Consider the following 15,277-nt stretch of genomic DNA (forward strand, 5'->3'; position numbering starts at 1 on the left):
TGCCGGTCGGGCGGTGCGGGACGGGGGCGTGCGGGGGGCGTATTCCTCCGGAACGGCCACCAAGACGGCGCCGGACGGCCATCATGGGGGCATGGCGGGGCTGGAGGGCATCGAACAGCCGCGGGGACACAGCCGCGCGTCCGCGGCACGCTGGTCGCCCACGGTCGAGGACGAACAGGCGCTCAAGGCGCTCGAACTGTTCGGCGATCCGACGGAGCGCGAGGTGCAGCTGCCGTCCCGCCCGGAATCCGCCGCCACCGCCCGCCGCCTCGCCCAGGTCGTCGTACTGCGCACCTGGCGGCTGGGCCCCAAGCTGACCGAGGACACCGTCCTGCTCGTCTCCGAACTGGTCGGCAACGCCGTACGGCACACCGGCGCCCGGGTCTTCGGGCTGCGGATGCGCTGCCGCCCCGGCTGGACGCGGGTCGAGGTCCGCGACCCCTCGCGCGGGCTGCCCTGTCTGATGCCGGTCCAGGAGCTGGACGTCAGCGGCCGCGGCCTCTTCCTGGTCGACAAGCTCTCCGACCGCTGGGGCGTCGATCTGCTGCCGCGCGGCAAGACGACGTGGTTCGAGATGCGGGTGAGCGACCGGTAGGGGGCGCGCACCGGGATGCCGGGCGCCGGGATGCCGGGCGCCGGGGGAGCCGGACGCCGGGAGGTCCGCCGGCGGCACGGTGGCGCGACGCGTGGCCGGTCGGCGCATTCGGGCAAAACGCGCTTTTCTTACCTTTCCTGCTTTAAATGGCCCGCGTGACCACCACCAACCGTCGCGATGTGCTGCGCGCGGGTGCCGGGCTCGTCGCGGGCGGCGCGCTCGCCGCCGGCTGCGGCACCGAACCCGCCGCCCGGTCCGCCGCCCCCACCGCCCCGTCCCCGAAGTCCCCCGCCCCCGCCGCGCAGACCTCCGCCCGCCCGGCCCCCGCCCCCCGCGCCTACCCCGGGCAGCCCGCCCAGATCACCCACGGCCCGCGCACCCGCCCCCGGGTCGCCCTCACCTTCCACGGCCAGGGCGAACCCGCCCTCGCCCACGACCTGCTCACCACCGCCGAACGGCACGGCGCCCACCTCACCGTGCTCGCCGTCGGCACCTGGCTGGACGAACACCTCGACCTCGCCCGCCGCATCCTCGACGGCGGCCACGACCTCGGCAACCACACCCAGCACCACATCTCGGTCAACGACCTCCCCGAGGCCGAGGCCCGCAAGGAGATCACCGACTGCGCCGACCGGCTCGTACGCCTCACCGGCTCCATCGGCACCTGGTTCCGCCCCTCCCGCTCGCCCACCGCCTCCCCGCTCGTCACCCGCCTGGCCCAGCAGGCCGGTTACCCGCACGTGCTGTCGTACGACGTCGACTCACTCGACTACACCAGCCCCGGCGCCACCGCCGTCACCCGCAAGGTCCTCTCGGAGGTGCGCGGGGGTTCGGTGGTGAGTTTGCATTTCGGGTACGAGGACACGGTCGCCGCCCTCCCCGACGTCCTGACGGAACTCGACCGCCGCGGCCTGCGCGCCGTCACCACCACGGAGCTGCTGAGCTGATGCGAACCACGAAAGCCGCCCGCCGGCTGGCCGCCGGTGCCGCCCTCACCGCACTGGCCCTGGTCTCCGCGTGCAGCGGCGGCGGCACGCACTCCGGGAACGCGGCGCTCGGCAGCAAGCCGCCCGCCCAGCCCCAGGTGGACCGGGCCCGGGTGAACGTGCTGCCCGGCATGCCCCCGGTCGAGGACCCCGACGACGTCTACGCGGCCGACCGGCCGGGCCGCCTGTCCCCGGTGGTCAAGGACTTCCCCTCGAGGATCTACGTCCCCAACACCAACTCCGACACCGTCACCGTCATCGACCCCGCCACCTACAAGGTCATCGAGACCATCCCGGTCGGCCGCCAGCCCCAGCACGTCGTGCCCTCCTGGGACCTGAAGACCCTGTGGGTCAACAACGACCTCGGCAACAGCCTGACCCCCATCGACCCGCGCACCGGCAAGGCGGGCAAGCCGGTCGACGTGCACGACCCGTACAACCTGTACTTCACGCCCGACGGCAAGTACGCCGTCGTCATGGCCTCCATGGACCGACAGCTGGTCTTCCGCGACGCCCACACCATGAAGACCGTCAAGGCGGTCCCCGTCTCCTGCTACGGCGTCAACCACGCCGACTTCTCCCGCGACGGCCGCTACTTCATCGTCTCCTGCGAGTTCAGCGGCGAGATCCTCAAGGTCGACACCGCGCGGATGGAGGTGATCCGCCAGGAGAAGCTGCCCGTGCAGGGCTCCATGCCGCAGGACGTCAAGGTCTCCCCGGACGGCAAGCTGTTCTACATCGCCGACATGATGGCCAACGGCGTGTGGGTCCTGGACGGCGACAAGTTCACCCGGCCCCGGCTCCTGCCCACCGGCAAGGGCGCCCACGGCCTCTACATCAGCCGCGACTCCCGCGAGATGTACGTCTCCAACCGGGGCGAGGGCACCATCTCCGTCTTCGACTTCGCCCAGAACCGGCTCACCAGGAAATGGGAGCTGCCCGGCGGCGGCAGCCCCGACATGGGAGGCGTCTCCGCCGACGGCAAGGTCCTGTGGCTGTCCGGCCGGTACGACGCCGAGGTGTACGCCATCGACACCCGCACCGGGAAGGAACTGGCCCGCATCCCGGTCGGCAGCGGCCCGCACGGCCTCGCCGTCTACCCCCAGCCCGGCCGCTACTCACTGGGGCACACGGGCATCTTCCGCTGAAGCAGCAGCTCCGCGCCGACCGCACGGTAACCGGCCGCCTGGAACGCCCGCAGACTCCGGGCGTTCCCCGGCGCCACCTGCGCCCACAGCGGCTCGCCGGCCAGCCGCCGGGCGGCCCCCGCGAGCAGCCGCCCCAGCCCCTTCTCCCGCGCCTGCTCGTCCACCTCCACCGCGACCTCCAGCCGCCCGGCCATCCCCCGCCCCAGCACCAGCACCCCGCCGTCCGCCTGCCAGGCCCGCACCTCGTCACGGCGCTCGCGCGCGTACCGGACCCGCGGATGGCCGGCGTCTTGGATCTCGGTCAGCGCCAGCTCGGGGGCGCCCGGCAGCGGGGCGCCCACCAGCAGCGCGTCCACCGTCTCCGCCCGCCGCCCGGTCCGCTCCAGCAGCGCGGCCAGGAACGCCGGGTGCAGGGCGCCCGCCAGCGGATCGCAGTCCAGGGAGCGCAGCACCCGCGCCACCCAGGCGGGGTCCTCGTCCGTGACCACCACGCTGTGCGCGGTGAACGCCAGCACCCCCGCGTCCCGGGGGGAGGGCTGCGGTACGACGCGTGTACGGCCGTCCGCGGCCGGAAAGACGTCCCGCGCGGCGCGGTCCAGGATCTCCCGCAAGGTCTCCACGACCGCTCCTTGAGTCTCCACCCACTGGAAGGCCCAGACTCCCAGACATGAACGACGACGGCACCGGACTTCTCACCATCGGCGAGCTGGCCAGGGCCACCGGACTGAGCGTGCGCACCATCCGCTACTGGTCCGACGAGGACGTGCTCGCCCCGGTGACCCGTTCCCCGGGCGGCTACCGCCTCTATGACGCCGCCTCGGTGGCCCGCCTCGAACTGGTCCGCACCCTGCGCGAGCTGGGCCTCGGCCTGGACGACGTGCGCCGGGTGCTGGCGGGGGAGCGGACCGTGGCGGAGGTGGCGGCCACCCATGTGGCGGCCCTCGACGCGCAGATCAGGTCGCTGAGGGTGACCCGCGCGGTGCTGTCGACCATCGCACGGCGCGGCTCGTCCGCGGAGGAGACGACCCTGATGAACAGACTGGCCCGGCTGTCGGCCGGCGAACGGCGGCGCATCATGACGGAGTTCACGGCGAGGACCCTGCACGGGCTCGACGCCGTCGATCCCGAGGTGCGCGAACGCATGCAGGCCATCACCGTCGAGCCGGCGGACGACCCCACCCTCGAGGAGGTCGACGCGTGGGTGGAGCTGGCGGAGATGATCCAGGACCCGGACTTCCGCGCGCAGCTGCGCCGGGCGATGCAGTTCAACGCGGCGGACGGGGAGCCGGGCCGGGCCCACGGCCGTTCCCCCTGGTTCGCCAAGCGGCTGGTGGAGGTGGTCGCCCCGGCCCGCGCACGCGGCATCGACCCCGGGACGCCGGAGGCGGACGCGGTCCTGCGCGAACTCTTCGGGGACGCCGACCGGAAGGACGTCCTGGACCGGATGACCGCCGGCTTCAACGAGCGCGTCGCCCGCTACCGCGAACTGATCGCCCTCGTCAGCCGCACCCCGGCGCCGCCGCACGCCGAGGACTTCGCCTGGGTGGTCGCCGCACTCCGCGCCCGCGCGGACAGCTAATCTGACCAGCGTCAGTACGCCTGCACGGCACGAGAAACACGAACGAAAAGGGGCGGATCGGTGGCGGACATCGAGGCAGCACGCAAGGAATTCCAGCGGATCGACGCGGACGGCGACGGGTTCATCACCGCCGCCGAGTTCAAGTCCGCCCTGGCCCAGGGGGGCGACTGGAACGTCACCGACACGGTGGCCGAAGCCATCATCGGCTCCCGCGACCTCAACGGCGACAAGGTCCTGTCCTTCGACGAGTTCTGGACCTACCTGAACAAGTGACGCGGCTCGACAGGGGTGCCCCTTCTGCCCGGAGCGGGCACCCCTGTGTGCGTCAGCCTCCCGCCCACTCCTTCAGCGCGTCCTTCGAGGCGAAGTCGGCCACGTTCTTGTCGTGGGGCTGGCTGGAGTACTGGTGGATGCGCCACTTCGCCTTGATGCGGGGCTTGCCCGCCGTCACGTAGTCGGCGATCCACAGACCGTCGCCCGCGTAGGACGTCCGGTCGACGTTCAGCCAGAACTCGCGATTGCAGTAGAGCATGACCCGGTTGTGCGGCCGCAGATGCTTCAGTCTGCGGATGAAGGAGTCCTTCTCCGCGTTGCCGGCGTGGCTGCCGTCGCTGGTGTTCTCCCAGTCGACGGCCAGGATGTCGCCGGGGCGGTCCGGGGCGTGCTGGAGGAAGTGGTCCGCCTGGTCGTCGAGGTTGCCGGGCCACAGGAAATGGTAGAAGCCCACGACCAGTCCGGCGTCGCGGCCTGTCTTGGTCTGGGCGGTGAGCCGGGGATTGACGTACGAACGGCCCTCCGTCGCCTTCATGAAGACGAACGAGAGACCGTCCGTGTCATATGACGTGGACTGGAAGGAACTTACGTCGATGCCGTGGAGCATGCAGAGTGTGTGCCCGCCGCACGACCCCCCGGAAACTTGCCCCGGTCGCGGGGCGTCCACGACGCCGGACCCCATCGATGCGCGGCCGGCCGCAACCGCCGACGGCGGCGCGTCCGCTCACGCCGGAGCCCGGTGAACCCCGTCGGCGCGGTACGGCGCACCCCGGGGCGCCCGCCGGCGCGGACACCCGTTCAGGCGTCGTCGGCGGGCTGGTCCATGCCGTCGGCGAGCCGGTTGTTGTGCTCGATGTCCGCCATGTGCGCCTCGGCCCAGGTGCGCAGCGCGGCCAGCGGTGCTTCGAGTGACCGGCCGAGGTCGGTGAGCCGGTAGTGGACGCCGGGCGGCACGGTGGGTTCCACGCGGCGGGCCACCAGACCGTCGCGGACGAGGCCGCGCAGGGTGACGGAGAGCATCTTCTGCGAGATGCCCGGCATGCGGCGCCGCAGTTCCGCGAAGCGGACCTCGCCCGGGGCGGCCTCGGCCAGCACCTTGACCGCCATCGAGGTCCACTTGGTGCCGATGCGGTCGAGCAACTGCCGGGTCGGGCACCGGGGGTCGAACAGGTCCCCGCGCCGGGCCGGCTTCGCCGTGGTCACCCGCAGCTCACCACCTGTGGGAGAAGTGCCGTCTTGGAGGGCCAAGGCTAGTTCCCTAGCGTGAGGTTGTCACCTGTGGTTACCAGCCTGCACCTGGAGCTTCGCATGCCCGAGTTGCATTCCGTGTCCGTCAACGGCGTCGAGCTGAACGTGGCGGAGGCCGGATCGGGTCCGGCCGTCCTGCTGCTGCACGGCTTCCCCCACACCTGGGAGGTGTGGACGGAGGTCATGGCGGACCTGTCCGACCGGTACCGGGTCATCGCGCCGGACCTGCGGGGGTTCGGCGCGAGCGGCCGGGCCGGGACCGGGTACGACGCCCAGTCCCTGGCCGACGACGCCGCGGCCCTGCTCACGGCGCTCGGGGTGTCCTCGGCCGCCGTGGTGGGCATCGACGCCGGCACCCCGCCGGCCTTCCTCCTCGCCCTGCGCCGTCCCGACCGGGTGCGGCGGCTCGTCGTCATGGAGTCCTTGCTGGGCAGGCTGCCCGGCGCCGAGGACTTCCTCGCCGACGGCCCGCCCTGGTGGTTCGGCTTCCACGCCGTTCCGGGCCTGGCCGAGACGGTCCTGGAGGGCCGAGAGGCCCACTACGTCGACTGGTTCCTGCGCACGGGCACCCTCGGGGACGGGGTGCGCCCGCCGCTGCGGGACGCCTTCGTCCGCGCCTACACCGGCCGCGGGGCGCTGCGCCGCGCGTTCTCCTACTACCGGGCACTGCCGCGGAGCGCGACACAGATCGAGCAGGCCGTGGCGGCCGCGCGGCTGACGGTGCCGACGATGGCCGTGGGCGCGCATCCCGTCGGCGCGGCGCTGGAACGTCAGCTCCGTCCCGTCGCCGACGACCTCACCGGGCACGTCATCGAGGACTGCGGCCACATCATCCCGCTGCACCGGCCGCGGGCGCTGCTCGCCCTGCTGCGCCCCTTCCTGGCGGCCGGCCACCCGGCAGGCACGGCTGAACGCGGCCGGCCGGCACCAAGTCGAACCTGATTCGGACGAGATGCCCTAGCACTCGATGATGTTCACCGCGAGCCCGCCCCGCGCCGTCTCCTTGTACTTCACCGACATGTCCGCGCCGGTCTCCTTCATGGTCTTGATGACCTTGTCGAGGGAGACCTTGTGCGAACCGTCCCCGCGCATCGCCATCTTGGCGGCCGTGACCGCCTTCACCGCGGCCATGCCGTTGCGCTCGATGCACGGGATCTGCACCAGGCCGCCGACCGGGTCGCAGGTCAGGCCCAGGTTGTGCTCCATGCCGATCTCGGCCGCGTTCTCCACCTGCTCGGGCGTGCCGCCCAGCACCTCGGCGAGGGCGCCCGCCGCCATGGAGCACGCGGAGCCCACCTCGCCCTGGCAGCCGACCTCGGCGCCGGAGATGGAGGCGTTCTCCTTGAAGAGCATGCCGATCGCGCCCGCGGCCAGCAGGAAGCGGACCACGCCGTCCTCGTCGGCGTTCGGCACGAAGTTGATGTAGTAGTGCAGAACGGCGGGGATGATGCCGGCCGCGCCGTTGGTCGGCGCGGTCACCACCCGGCCGCCGGCCGCGTTCTCCTCGTTCACCGCCATCGCGTAGAGCGTGATCCACTCCATCGCGTGCGCCAGCGGATCGCCGTCGGCGCGCAGCTGACGGGCGGAGACGGCCGCGCGGCGGCGCACCTTGAGGCCGCCGGGCAGGATGCCCTCGCGGGTCATGCCCCGCTGCACGCACGCGCGCATAACGCGCCAGATCTCCAGCAGGCCCGCGCGGATCTCGTCCTCGGTGCGCCAGGCGCGCTCGTTCTCCAGCATCAGCGAGGAGATCGACAGGCCGGTCTCCTTCGTCAGGCGCAGCAGCTCGTCGCCCGTGCGGAAGGGGTACTTGAGGACCGTGTCGTCCAGCACGATCCGGTCCGCGCCGACCGCGTCCTCGTCCACGACGAAGCCGCCGCCGACCGAGTAGTACGTCTTGGTCAGCACCTCAGCGCCCGAGGCGTCGTAGGCCCACACCGTCATGCCGTTGGCGTGGTAGGGCAGGGCCTTGCGGCGGTGCAGGACCAGGTCGTCGTCGAAGGAGAAGGCGATCTCGTGCTCGCCGAGCAGGGAGAGCCGGCCCGCCCGCTTGATCGACTCGACCCGCTCGTCGGCGGTCTCCACGTCCACCGTGCGCGGGGAGGCGCCCTCCAGACCGAGCAGGACCGCCTTGGGGGTGCCGTGGCCGTGCCCGGTCGCGCCGAGCGAGCCGTACAGCTCGCAGCGCAGGGCGGCGACCGAGTCCAGCAGTCCCTCGTTGCGCAGCCGGCGGACGAACATCCGCGCCGCGCGCATCGGGCCTACCGTGTGGGAACTGGACGGACCGATGCCGATCGAGAACAGGTCGAAGACCGAGATGGCCACGGTCACTCCTTGGGGCAGTGGTGGGGCACTCCTCGTCGAGTGCCCCACCAGGTGACTTACTTGCTCAGACCCGGGTAAAGCGGGTGCTTGTCGGCCAGGGCCTTCACCCGGGCCTTGAGGGACCCCGCGTCGTAGGACGGCTTGAGCGCCTCGGCGATCACGTCCGCGACCTCGGCGAAGTCCTCGGCCGTGAAGCCGCGGGTGGCGAGGGCGGGCGTGCCGATCCGCAGACCCGAGGTGACCATCGGGGGCCGCGGGTCGTTCGGGACCGCGTTGCGGTTGACCGTGATGCCCACCTCGTGGAGGCGGTCCTCGGCCTGCTGCCCGTCCAGCTCGGAGGCGCGCAGGTCCACCAGGATCAGGTGCACGTCCGTGCCGCCGGACAGCACGTTCACCCCGGCCGCGCGGGCGTCGTCGGCCGTCAGGCGCTCGGCGAGGATGCGGGCACCCTCCACCGTACGGCGCTGGCGCTCCTTGAAGTCCTCCGAGGCGGCGACCTTGAAGGAGACCGCCTTGGCCGCGATCACGTGCTCCAGGGGGCCGCCCTGGAAGCCCGGGAAGACGGAGGAGTTCAGCTTCTTCGCGAACTCCTTCTTCGCGAGGATGATGCCGCCGCGCGGGCCGCCCAGGGTCTTGTGGGTCGTGGAGGTGACCACGTCCGCGTGCTCGACCGGGTTGGCGTGCAGCCCCGCCGCTACCAGGCCCGCGAAGTGCGCCATGTCGACCCACAGGTAGGCCCCGACCTCGTCGGCGATCCGGCGGAACGCGGCGAAGTCCAGCTGCCGCGGGTACGCCGACCAGCCGGCGATGATCACCTTGGGGCGGTGCTCCTTGGCGAGCTTCTCGACCTCGGCCATGTCGACCAGGCCGGTCTCCTCGTCCACGTGGTACGCGACCACGTTGAACTGCTTGCCGGAGAAGTTCAGCCGCATCCCGTGGGTGAGGTGGCCGCCGTGCGCCAGGTCCAGGCCGAGGATGGTGTCCCCGGGCTGGGCCAGCGCGAACAGGGCCGCCTGGTTGGCGGAGGCGCCGGAGTGGGGCTGCACATTGGCGTACTCGGCGCCGAACAGCTCCTTGATCCGGTCGATGGCGATCTGCTCGGTGACGTCGACATGCTCGCAGCCGCCGTAGTAGCGGCGGCCCGGGTAGCCCTCGGCGTACTTGTTGGTGAGGACCGAGCCCTGCGCCTCCATCACCGCGAGCGGCGCGAAGTTCTCGGACGCGATCATCTCCAGCGTGGACTGCTGGCGCAGCAGCTCGGCGTCGACCGCGGCCGCGACCTCGGGGTCCAGCTCGTGCAGGGGCGTGTTCAGGACAGTCATGGGGCTACGACTCCTCAGCCGGCGATGTGGGCGTCGTACTCGGCGGCGGAGAACAGGTCCTGCGGCTCCTGCGAGACGCGGACCTTGAACAGCCAGCCGCCCTCGAAGGGCTCGGAGTTCACGAGCGACGGGTCGTCCACGACGTTCTCGTTGATCGCGGTGACCTCGCCGGTGACGGGGGAGTACAGGTCGGAGACCGACTTGGTGGACTCCAGCTCACCGCAGGTCTCGCCCGCGGTCACGGTGTCGCCGACGGCCGGAAGCTGGGCGTAGACCACATCGCCGAGCGCGTTGGCCGCGAACTCGGTGATGCCGATCGTCGAGACGCCGTCCTCGTCGGCGCCCGACAGCCACTCGTGCTCCTTGCTGTAACGCAGCTGCTGGGGGTTGCTCATGGCCTGAATTCTCCTGTACGCGCGGGAGTGCTGATGACGGGGGGAGTGCGGGGACCGCCGCTGGGCGGGTGAATGTGCGCAGGGTCACGTGCCCGCCCGGGGCCGGGCGGGGGCGGGACCGGGGCGCCGGTTACTTCCGGCGCTTGTAGAACGGCAGGGCCACGACCTCGTAGGGCTCGTGGTTGCCGCGGATGTCCACGCCGACGCCCTCGGTGCCCGGCGCCGCGTGCGCCGCGTCGACGTAGGCCATGGCGATCGGCTTGCCCAGCGTGGGGGAGGGGGCGCCGGAGGTGACCTCGCCGATCACCTGGCCGCCGGCGACCACCGCGTACCCGGCGCGCGGGACGCGGCGGCCCTCGGCGATCAGGCCGACCAGGACGCGCGGGGGGTTCTGCTCGGCGCGGGCGGCGGCCTCGGTGAGCGCCGCGCGCCCGACGAAGTCGCCCTCCTTCTCGAACTTGACCACGCGGCCGAGCCCGGCGTCGAAGGGGGTCAGGGCGGTGGTCAGCTCGTGCCCGTACAGCGGCATGCCCGCCTCCAGGCGCAGCGTGTCGCGGCAGGACAGGCCGCACGGCACCAGACCGACGCCCTCGCCGGCCTTGGTCAGCGCCTGCCACAGCTCGACGGCGTGCTCGGGCTTCACGAACAGCTCGAAACCGTCCTCGCCGGTGTAACCGGTGCGGGCGATCAGCGCGGGGACGCCGGCGACCGTGCCGGGCAGCCCGGCGTAGTACTTCAGGCCGTCCAGGTCGGCGTCGGTGAGCGACGTGAGGATGCCGGGGGACTCGGGGCCCTGCACGGCGATCAGCGCGTAGGCGTCCCGGTCGTCGCGGACCTCGGCGTCGAAGCCCGCCGCGCGCTCGGTCAGCGCGTCCAGGACCACCTGGGCGTTGGAGGCGTTGGCGACGACCATGTACTCGGTCTCGGCGAGCCGGTAGACGATCAGGTCGTCCAGGATGCCGCCGTCGGCCTGGCAGATCATGGTGTAGCGGGCGCGGCCGACGCCGACGGAGGCGATGTTGCCGACCAGGGCGTGGTTCAGGAAGGCGGCCGCCCCGGCGCCGGTGACGGTGATCTCGCCCATGTGGGAGAGGTCGAACAGACCCGCCTTGGTCCGCACGGCCACGTGCTCGTCGCGCTCGGAGCCGTAGCGCAGGGGCATGTCCCAGCCCGCGAAGTCGGTCATCGTCGCACCGAGCGAGCGGTGCACGGCGTCCAGCGCGGTGTGTCGGAGTTCGGTACTGCTCATCGGTCGGTCGTCTCCCAGGGCAACAGGGATGGGGCGAGGAACGTTCCTCCCCATCTGTCATCGGAACCTGAGAGGTTCGCCGGGACCGCCACGGGGGCGACCACGGCTTGCACCTTGGGTGGAGCCACTGTCACAGCGACCCGCTTTTCAGATGTGCCTCGCCCGCGCGGTAACGGGGCCTGAGAGATTCAAGGGAGGGACTTGCTCCTTCGGCGCCCCAGCGCAGACGGCTGGGGACTCTCCCGCGCGGATTCAAGCGGCCGGTATGCAGTTGGCGGCCACATCATTGCACGTCGCACCCGTGCCCGTCAGGGCCCGCATCCGTAACCGGCCCGTGGCGGTGCGCGCACCCGACCGTCGCACGGGCTCCATTACCTTCTCTTTACCGCCGGCGGGCAGAAAACAGACCGGGGCGGACGACCGGCCGGGGGCGGGGGAGCCGACCCGGGCCAGGGGACGAGGGGGCGGGCATGGCGGACCGGACACGGGCGTGGGACCTGCGCGAGCGGGCGGGCCACGCGCCCCGCACCCTGCGCTTCGGCCCGCGCGACCTCGTGGTTCTCAGCGGACTGCCCGGCAGCGGCAAGTCCACGCTGATGCGCCGCGCGGTCACCGGCCGCCGCGTCGACTCCCAGGACACCCGCGAGCGCTTCGCCGCCCGGCTGCCCCGGTGCCTGCCGTACGCCCTCTACCGCCCCCTGGTGCGCGCCGCCCACTACCTCGCGCTGCGCCGCGCCCTGCGCACGGGGCAGCCGGTGGTGGTGCACGACTGCGGCACCCAGCCCTGGGTGCGCGCCTGGCTCGCCCGCTCGGCCCGGCGCGCCGGCGGCACCCTGCACCTGGTCCTGCTGGACGTGCCCGAGCAGACGGCCCGCGCGGGCCAGCGCGAGCGCGGCCGCGGCGTCTCCGGGTACGCCTTCGCCCGCCACCGCCGCACCACGGCGCGGCTGCTCGGCGCGGTGCAGCGCGGCGAGCTGCCCGCGGGCTGCGGCTCCGCGGTGCTGCTGGACCGGCCCGCGGCGGACGCGATACAGCGGATCGTGTTCACGGGGTAGCGGCTCCGTCACCGCCACCCGATAGCCTTCGTGGTCCCAGCAGTGGTTCCCAGCAGGCGGTAGGCAGATGGACTTCCCGGCGGACATTCCCGCTGACTTCCCGGCACAGACGCACCCCCACCCGCACGGCGGTTGGCCCGGCAACGAACTCGAGGAGGTGCTGTCGGCCTCCCTCGGCATACCCGCGGCGGGCGGCCGGATCATCGAGGTCCTCGGCCGCAGCTTCCTCTGGGTGCCGCTGCCCAACGGCGGCGGTCCGGGCAGCGGCCCGCTGGACCTGCCCGGCCTGGAGATCGACGGCCAGGCGTACGTCCCGGTCTTCAGCTCCGAGGAGCAGCTGCGCCAGGCGACCGGCTCCCACATGGCGTACACCATCGCCCCGGCCGTGGAGTTCGCCCGCGGACTGCCCCCGCAGGCCGGCATCGCGGTCAACCCCGGCGGCACGGTCGGCATCCCGCTGCCGCCCGAGGCCGTGGCCGAGCTGTGCCGCGCCGGCGGCACCCCGCTGGACGGCCCGGCGGCCGGCGGCCGCGTCCGCCTCTTCGAGCCCGACTGGCAGGACGACCCGGTCGACTTCTTCTCCGCCGCGTCCGCCGAGTTCGCCGCGACCGGCGTGGTGCTCACCGCCCGCCGCTGCCTGGCCGCCATCGAGACGGCCGACCCGGTCATGTTCGTCGGTGTCGAACTCTCCCAGTGGGAGGGCGACTTCCGCGCCGCCCCGCTGGAGGCCCTGGGCCGCGCCCTCGGCCGGGTCCCGGTCCGGTGGCCGGTCAACCTGATCCTCCTCGACGTCACGGACGACCCGGTCGCCGAGTGGCTGAAGTCAAGCGTCCGACCCTTCTACGTTCGGTAGGCCGGGCACCCGCGTACGAACAACGGGGCCGGAGCTCATCGGCGCATAAGCTGTCCCCACACGCGGGGCATGATGAAAAAGAAGGGCATGACAAGGTGAGCGCCACCCACAGCGGAAGCGTCGAACACACGCTGCGCCACGTCACGCCCGGACGCTACGACGCCTACGAGGCCCTCCTCCGCGCCCTCGCCACCCCCTCCGCCGGCCAGATCTGGATGCTGCTGTGGCACGGTCAGGCCGGCTCCCCGGACGCCCAGTACGGGAACATGGAGGTCGACGGCTTCCACTACGCCCCCTGTGTGACCTCCGCCCAGGAGCTGTCGGCCAGTGGCTGGAACCGTTCCTACGAGGTGATCGACGGCCTGGACGTCGCCCGCACCCTCTACCCCGACCACTACGGCCTCTGGCTCAACCCGCACGCCCCCGGCGGCGGCGTCGGCATCCCCTGGCTGGACCTGCGCCGCATCGCCACCGGGCTGGACCGCCAGCCCGCCGGACCGCTGCGGCTGTCCGAACCGGGCATCGAGATCCCGCAGTTCTACGCCCTGCTCGCCCAGCACGCCCACCGCACCCCCGCGCTGCGCTCCCTGCGCCGCGCCTGGGTGCAGCCCGCGCTCGGCGCGCCGTACCTCGCCATCGGCCTCGACCTGTACGACGCCTCGCCGGCCGCCGTCGACTCGGTGCGCGCGATGATGCAGCAGTCCGTCGGCGCCGTCCCGGAGGGCCTGCCGGTGTCCACGGTCGCGCTGACCGACGACCACGACCCGGTGGTGATGTGGATGCGCGCCAACGCCCGGCCCTTCTACGACCGCGAGGCCCACGCCGCCGCGCCCGCCCCCGCGCCCCAGCCCCAACTCCGGGCCCCCGCGCCGGGGTACGGGTATCCCCCGGTGCACGGCGGCTACTGAGCCACCACCGGTACGGGCGCCCCTGCCGCCGTACCTCCCGAACCGCGGCATTACGGCGTTGTGTCCCAACTGCCCCGTGTCCGGGGGGCGTTACCCACTGTTCGGATAACGGAATCCTCCGGAGTGCATCACGGTTGCGCATACTTTCACCGTCAGCTCTGGCGAGTGATCGCAACGACGCTGAAGACTCCCGACTCAGACATGAGGCCGAGCCTCGTGATCGATGGCAAGTCGACAAAGCCGCAAACCGCGGCAGCGCAGGCCGGTCACCACCGGCGAGAGGGGTCGCACATCGTGACCGCACCGATCGAGACCACCGGGGCGGCAGCCGACGCGCAGCCGGAGGCTGTGCTCGCGGGAGCCGACAAGGGGCGGATCGAGGGTCGTTCCCTGGGCCAGATCGCCTGGGCCCGGTTCAAGCGGGACAAGGTCGCCGTGGCCGGCGGGGTCATCGTGATCCTGCTGATCCTCCTGGCCATCCTCTCGCGCCCCATCCAGGCACTCTTCGGCCTCGACCCCAACGCCTTCCACCAGGACCTGATCGTCCCGGACACCTCGCTGCCCAAGGGCAGTTGGGGCGGCATGAGCATGGACCACCCGCTCGGCGTGGACCCCAAGTTCGGCCGGGACATCGCCACCCGTGTCATCGAGGGCTCCTGGGTCTCCCTGGTCGTCGCCTTCGGCGCCACGATCCTGTCCAACGTGATCGGCGCGATCATGGGCGTGATCGCCGGCTACTACGGCGGCCGGGTCGACTCGATCATCAGCCGGCTGATGGACGTCTTCCTCGCCTTCCCGTTGCTGCTGTTCGCCATCGCGATCTCCGCCACCCTCCAGGGCGGCGCCTTCGGTCTGAACGGGCTGCCGCTCCACCTCGCGGTGCTCATCTTCGTGATCGGCTTCTTCAACTGGCCCTATCTGGGCCGGATCGTGCGCGGCCAGACGCTGGCCCTGCGCGAGCGCGAGTTCGTCGACGCGGCCCGCGGCATGGGTGCCAAGGGCCCGTACATCCTCTTCCGCGAGCTGCTGCCGAACCTGGTCGGCCCGATCATCGTCTACTCGACGCTGCTCATCCCGACCAACATCCTGTTCGAGGCGTCCCTGAGCTTCCTCGGCGTCGGCATCCAGCCCCCGCAGGCCTCCTGGGGCGGCATGCTCCGCGAAGCGGTCACCTACTACCAGGTCGATCCCCAGTACATGATCGTGCCGGGCCTGGCCATCTTCATCACCGTCCTGGCGTTCAACCTGCTCGGCGACGGTCTCCGCGACGCTCTCGACCCGCGCAGCCGCTAGGCAGCCAGAGAGCCCATCAAGTTTCCGATCAATGGAGGGGAAGCAGAC

Annotated in this window: 17 protein-coding genes and 2 riboswitches; of the genes, 10 read left to right on the top strand and 7 right to left on the bottom strand. The window is 72.1% G+C overall.

Features of this window, described 5'->3' with window-relative positions:
- Nucleotides 1-91 precede the first annotated feature (91 nt).
- From BLW85_RS26715 to BLW85_RS26725, 3 genes are all read left to right on the top strand, one after another.
- Nucleotides 92-595 (top strand): ATP-binding protein, encoded by a 504-nt coding sequence (locus tag BLW85_RS26715; RefSeq protein WP_074993373.1) that lies wholly within the window; start codon nucleotides 92-94, stop codon nucleotides 593-595.
- A 146-nt stretch (nucleotides 596-741) separates the two neighbouring features.
- The gene (locus tag BLW85_RS26720) at nucleotides 742-1,542 is read left to right on the top strand and encodes a polysaccharide deacetylase family protein (RefSeq protein WP_074993376.1); all 801 of its coding nucleotides are present in this window, start codon (nucleotides 742-744) and stop codon (nucleotides 1,540-1,542) included.
- Nucleotides 1,542-2,729: a YVTN family beta-propeller repeat protein gene (locus BLW85_RS26725; RefSeq protein ID WP_074993377.1), complete on the top strand. Its 1,188-nt coding sequence runs from the start codon at nucleotides 1,542-1,544 to the stop codon at nucleotides 2,727-2,729. The genes BLW85_RS26720 and BLW85_RS26725 overlap by 1 nt, the downstream gene beginning before the upstream one ends.
- Here the strand turns inward: BLW85_RS26725 and BLW85_RS26730 are convergent.
- Nucleotides 2,696-3,349, bottom strand: coding sequence for a GNAT family N-acetyltransferase (locus BLW85_RS26730; RefSeq protein ID WP_070023100.1), 654 nt, complete (start codon nucleotides 3,347-3,349; stop codon nucleotides 2,696-2,698). The two genes, BLW85_RS26725 and BLW85_RS26730, sit on opposite strands and share 34 nt — an antisense overlap.
- A gap of 47 nt (nucleotides 3,350-3,396) precedes the next feature.
- Here BLW85_RS26730 and BLW85_RS26735 point away from each other — a divergent pair, with 47 nt between their 5' ends.
- Together BLW85_RS26735 and BLW85_RS26740 are read left to right on the top strand one after the other, a co-directional pair.
- Nucleotides 3,397-4,308: a helix-turn-helix domain-containing protein gene (locus BLW85_RS26735; protein WP_074993380.1), complete on the top strand. Its 912-nt coding sequence runs from the start codon at nucleotides 3,397-3,399 to the stop codon at nucleotides 4,306-4,308.
- A 60-nt stretch (nucleotides 4,309-4,368) separates the two neighbouring features.
- Nucleotides 4,369-4,581, top strand: a complete 213-nt coding sequence (locus BLW85_RS26740; RefSeq protein ID WP_070023098.1) for an EF-hand domain-containing protein — start codon at nucleotides 4,369-4,371, stop codon at nucleotides 4,579-4,581.
- Nucleotides 4,582-4,633: 52 nt separating this feature from the next.
- On the opposite strand, the gene BLW85_RS26745 is transcribed toward BLW85_RS26740, so the two are convergent.
- Together BLW85_RS26745 and BLW85_RS26750 are read right to left on the bottom strand one after the other, a co-directional pair.
- On the bottom strand, nucleotides 4,634-5,188 hold the full coding sequence (locus BLW85_RS26745; RefSeq protein ID WP_074993383.1) for a glycoside hydrolase family 25 protein: 555 nt from the start codon (nucleotides 5,186-5,188) through the stop codon (nucleotides 4,634-4,636).
- 191 nt (nucleotides 5,189-5,379) lie between these two features.
- On the bottom strand, nucleotides 5,380-5,784 hold the full coding sequence (locus BLW85_RS26750) for a winged helix-turn-helix transcriptional regulator (protein WP_070023096.1): 405 nt from the start codon (nucleotides 5,782-5,784) through the stop codon (nucleotides 5,380-5,382).
- A 105-nt stretch (nucleotides 5,785-5,889) separates the two neighbouring features.
- On the opposite strand from BLW85_RS26750, the gene BLW85_RS26755 reads away from it, so the two are divergent.
- Nucleotides 5,890-6,771, top strand: coding sequence for an alpha/beta fold hydrolase (locus tag BLW85_RS26755; RefSeq protein ID WP_074993385.1), 882 nt, complete (start codon nucleotides 5,890-5,892; stop codon nucleotides 6,769-6,771).
- 15 nt (nucleotides 6,772-6,786) lie between these two features.
- Here BLW85_RS26755 and BLW85_RS26760 read toward each other — a convergent pair whose 3' ends face one another.
- The 4 genes from BLW85_RS26760 to gcvT all read right to left on the bottom strand — a co-directional run bounded on the left by BLW85_RS26760 (nucleotide 6,787) and on the right by gcvT (nucleotide 11,120).
- Complete coding sequence (locus BLW85_RS26760) at nucleotides 6,787-8,154, bottom strand: L-serine ammonia-lyase (protein WP_070023123.1); 1,368 nt, start codon at nucleotides 8,152-8,154, stop codon at nucleotides 6,787-6,789.
- Between the two features lie 56 nt (nucleotides 8,155-8,210).
- Entirely contained in the window at nucleotides 8,211-9,476 is a 1,266-nt protein-coding gene (gene glyA / locus BLW85_RS26765) for a serine hydroxymethyltransferase (RefSeq protein ID WP_074993387.1), read from the bottom strand.
- Nucleotides 9,477-9,490: 14 nt separating this feature from the next.
- On the bottom strand, nucleotides 9,491-9,871 hold the full coding sequence (gcvH, locus tag BLW85_RS26770; RefSeq protein ID WP_074993390.1) for a glycine cleavage system protein GcvH: 381 nt from the start codon (nucleotides 9,869-9,871) through the stop codon (nucleotides 9,491-9,493).
- Between the two features lie 130 nt (nucleotides 9,872-10,001).
- A complete protein-coding gene (gene gcvT / locus BLW85_RS26775; RefSeq protein ID WP_070023092.1) occupies nucleotides 10,002-11,120 on the bottom strand; it encodes a glycine cleavage system aminomethyltransferase GcvT in 1,119 nt (372 codons plus the stop codon).
- Nucleotides 11,121-11,164: 44 nt separating this feature from the next.
- Nucleotides 11,165-11,277: riboswitch (glycine riboswitch) on the bottom strand.
- Nucleotides 11,278-11,375, bottom strand: a riboswitch (glycine riboswitch). It abuts the riboswitch before it with no gap.
- A gap of 215 nt (nucleotides 11,376-11,590) precedes the next feature.
- On the opposite strand from gcvT, the gene BLW85_RS26780 reads away from it, so the two are divergent.
- The 4 genes from BLW85_RS26780 (at nucleotide 11,591) to BLW85_RS26795 (ending at nucleotide 15,229) form a co-directional block, all read left to right on the top strand.
- Nucleotides 11,591-12,175, top strand: coding sequence for an AAA family ATPase (locus BLW85_RS26780; protein ID WP_079172432.1), 585 nt, complete (start codon nucleotides 11,591-11,593; stop codon nucleotides 12,173-12,175).
- A gap of 67 nt (nucleotides 12,176-12,242) precedes the next feature.
- A complete protein-coding gene (locus BLW85_RS26785) occupies nucleotides 12,243-13,028 on the top strand; it encodes an enhanced serine sensitivity protein SseB (RefSeq protein WP_070023091.1) in 786 nt (261 codons plus the stop codon).
- Nucleotides 13,029-13,123: 95 nt separating this feature from the next.
- Complete coding sequence (locus BLW85_RS26790; protein ID WP_070023090.1) at nucleotides 13,124-13,936, top strand: enhanced serine sensitivity protein SseB C-terminal domain-containing protein; 813 nt, start codon at nucleotides 13,124-13,126, stop codon at nucleotides 13,934-13,936.
- 294 nt (nucleotides 13,937-14,230) lie between these two features.
- Nucleotides 14,231-15,229 carry an ABC transporter permease gene (locus BLW85_RS26795; protein ID WP_070023089.1) on the top strand — a complete coding sequence of 333 codons (999 nt, stop codon included), beginning with the start codon at nucleotides 14,231-14,233 and terminating at the stop codon, nucleotides 15,227-15,229.
- Nucleotides 15,230-15,277: the final 48 nt, after the last annotated feature.

The sequence above is a fragment of the Streptomyces misionensis genome, from assembly GCF_900104815.1.
GTDB lineage: Bacteria > Actinomycetota > Actinomycetes > Streptomycetales > Streptomycetaceae > Streptomyces > Streptomyces misionensis.

Coding starts and splice junctions, on each gene's coding strand:
- BLW85_RS26715 (WP_074993373.1), top strand. CDS start 92: ATGGCGGGGCTGGAGGGCATCGAACAGCCGCGGGGACACAGCCGCGCG.
- BLW85_RS26755 (WP_074993385.1), top strand. CDS start 5,890: ATGCCCGAGTTGCATTCCGTGTCCGTCAACGGCGTCGAGCTGAACGTG.
- BLW85_RS26780 (WP_079172432.1), top strand. CDS start 11,591: ATGGCGGACCGGACACGGGCGTGGGACCTGCGCGAGCGGGCGGGCCAC.
- gcvT (WP_070023092.1), bottom strand. CDS start 11,120: ATGAGCAGTACCGAACTCCGACACACCGCGCTGGACGCCGTGCACCGC.
- glyA (WP_074993387.1), bottom strand. CDS start 9,476: ATGACTGTCCTGAACACGCCCCTGCACGAGCTGGACCCCGAGGTCGCG.
- BLW85_RS26720 (WP_074993376.1), top strand. CDS start 742: ATGGCCCGCGTGACCACCACCAACCGTCGCGATGTGCTGCGCGCGGGT.
- BLW85_RS26785 (WP_070023091.1), top strand. CDS start 12,243: ATGGACTTCCCGGCGGACATTCCCGCTGACTTCCCGGCACAGACGCAC.
- BLW85_RS26725 (WP_074993377.1), top strand. CDS start 1,542: ATGCGAACCACGAAAGCCGCCCGCCGGCTGGCCGCCGGTGCCGCCCTC.
- gcvH (WP_074993390.1), bottom strand. CDS start 9,871: ATGAGCAACCCCCAGCAGCTGCGTTACAGCAAGGAGCACGAGTGGCTG.
- BLW85_RS26745 (WP_074993383.1), bottom strand. CDS start 5,188: ATGCTCCACGGCATCGACGTAAGTTCCTTCCAGTCCACGTCATATGAC.
- BLW85_RS26735 (WP_074993380.1), top strand. CDS start 3,397: ATGAACGACGACGGCACCGGACTTCTCACCATCGGCGAGCTGGCCAGG.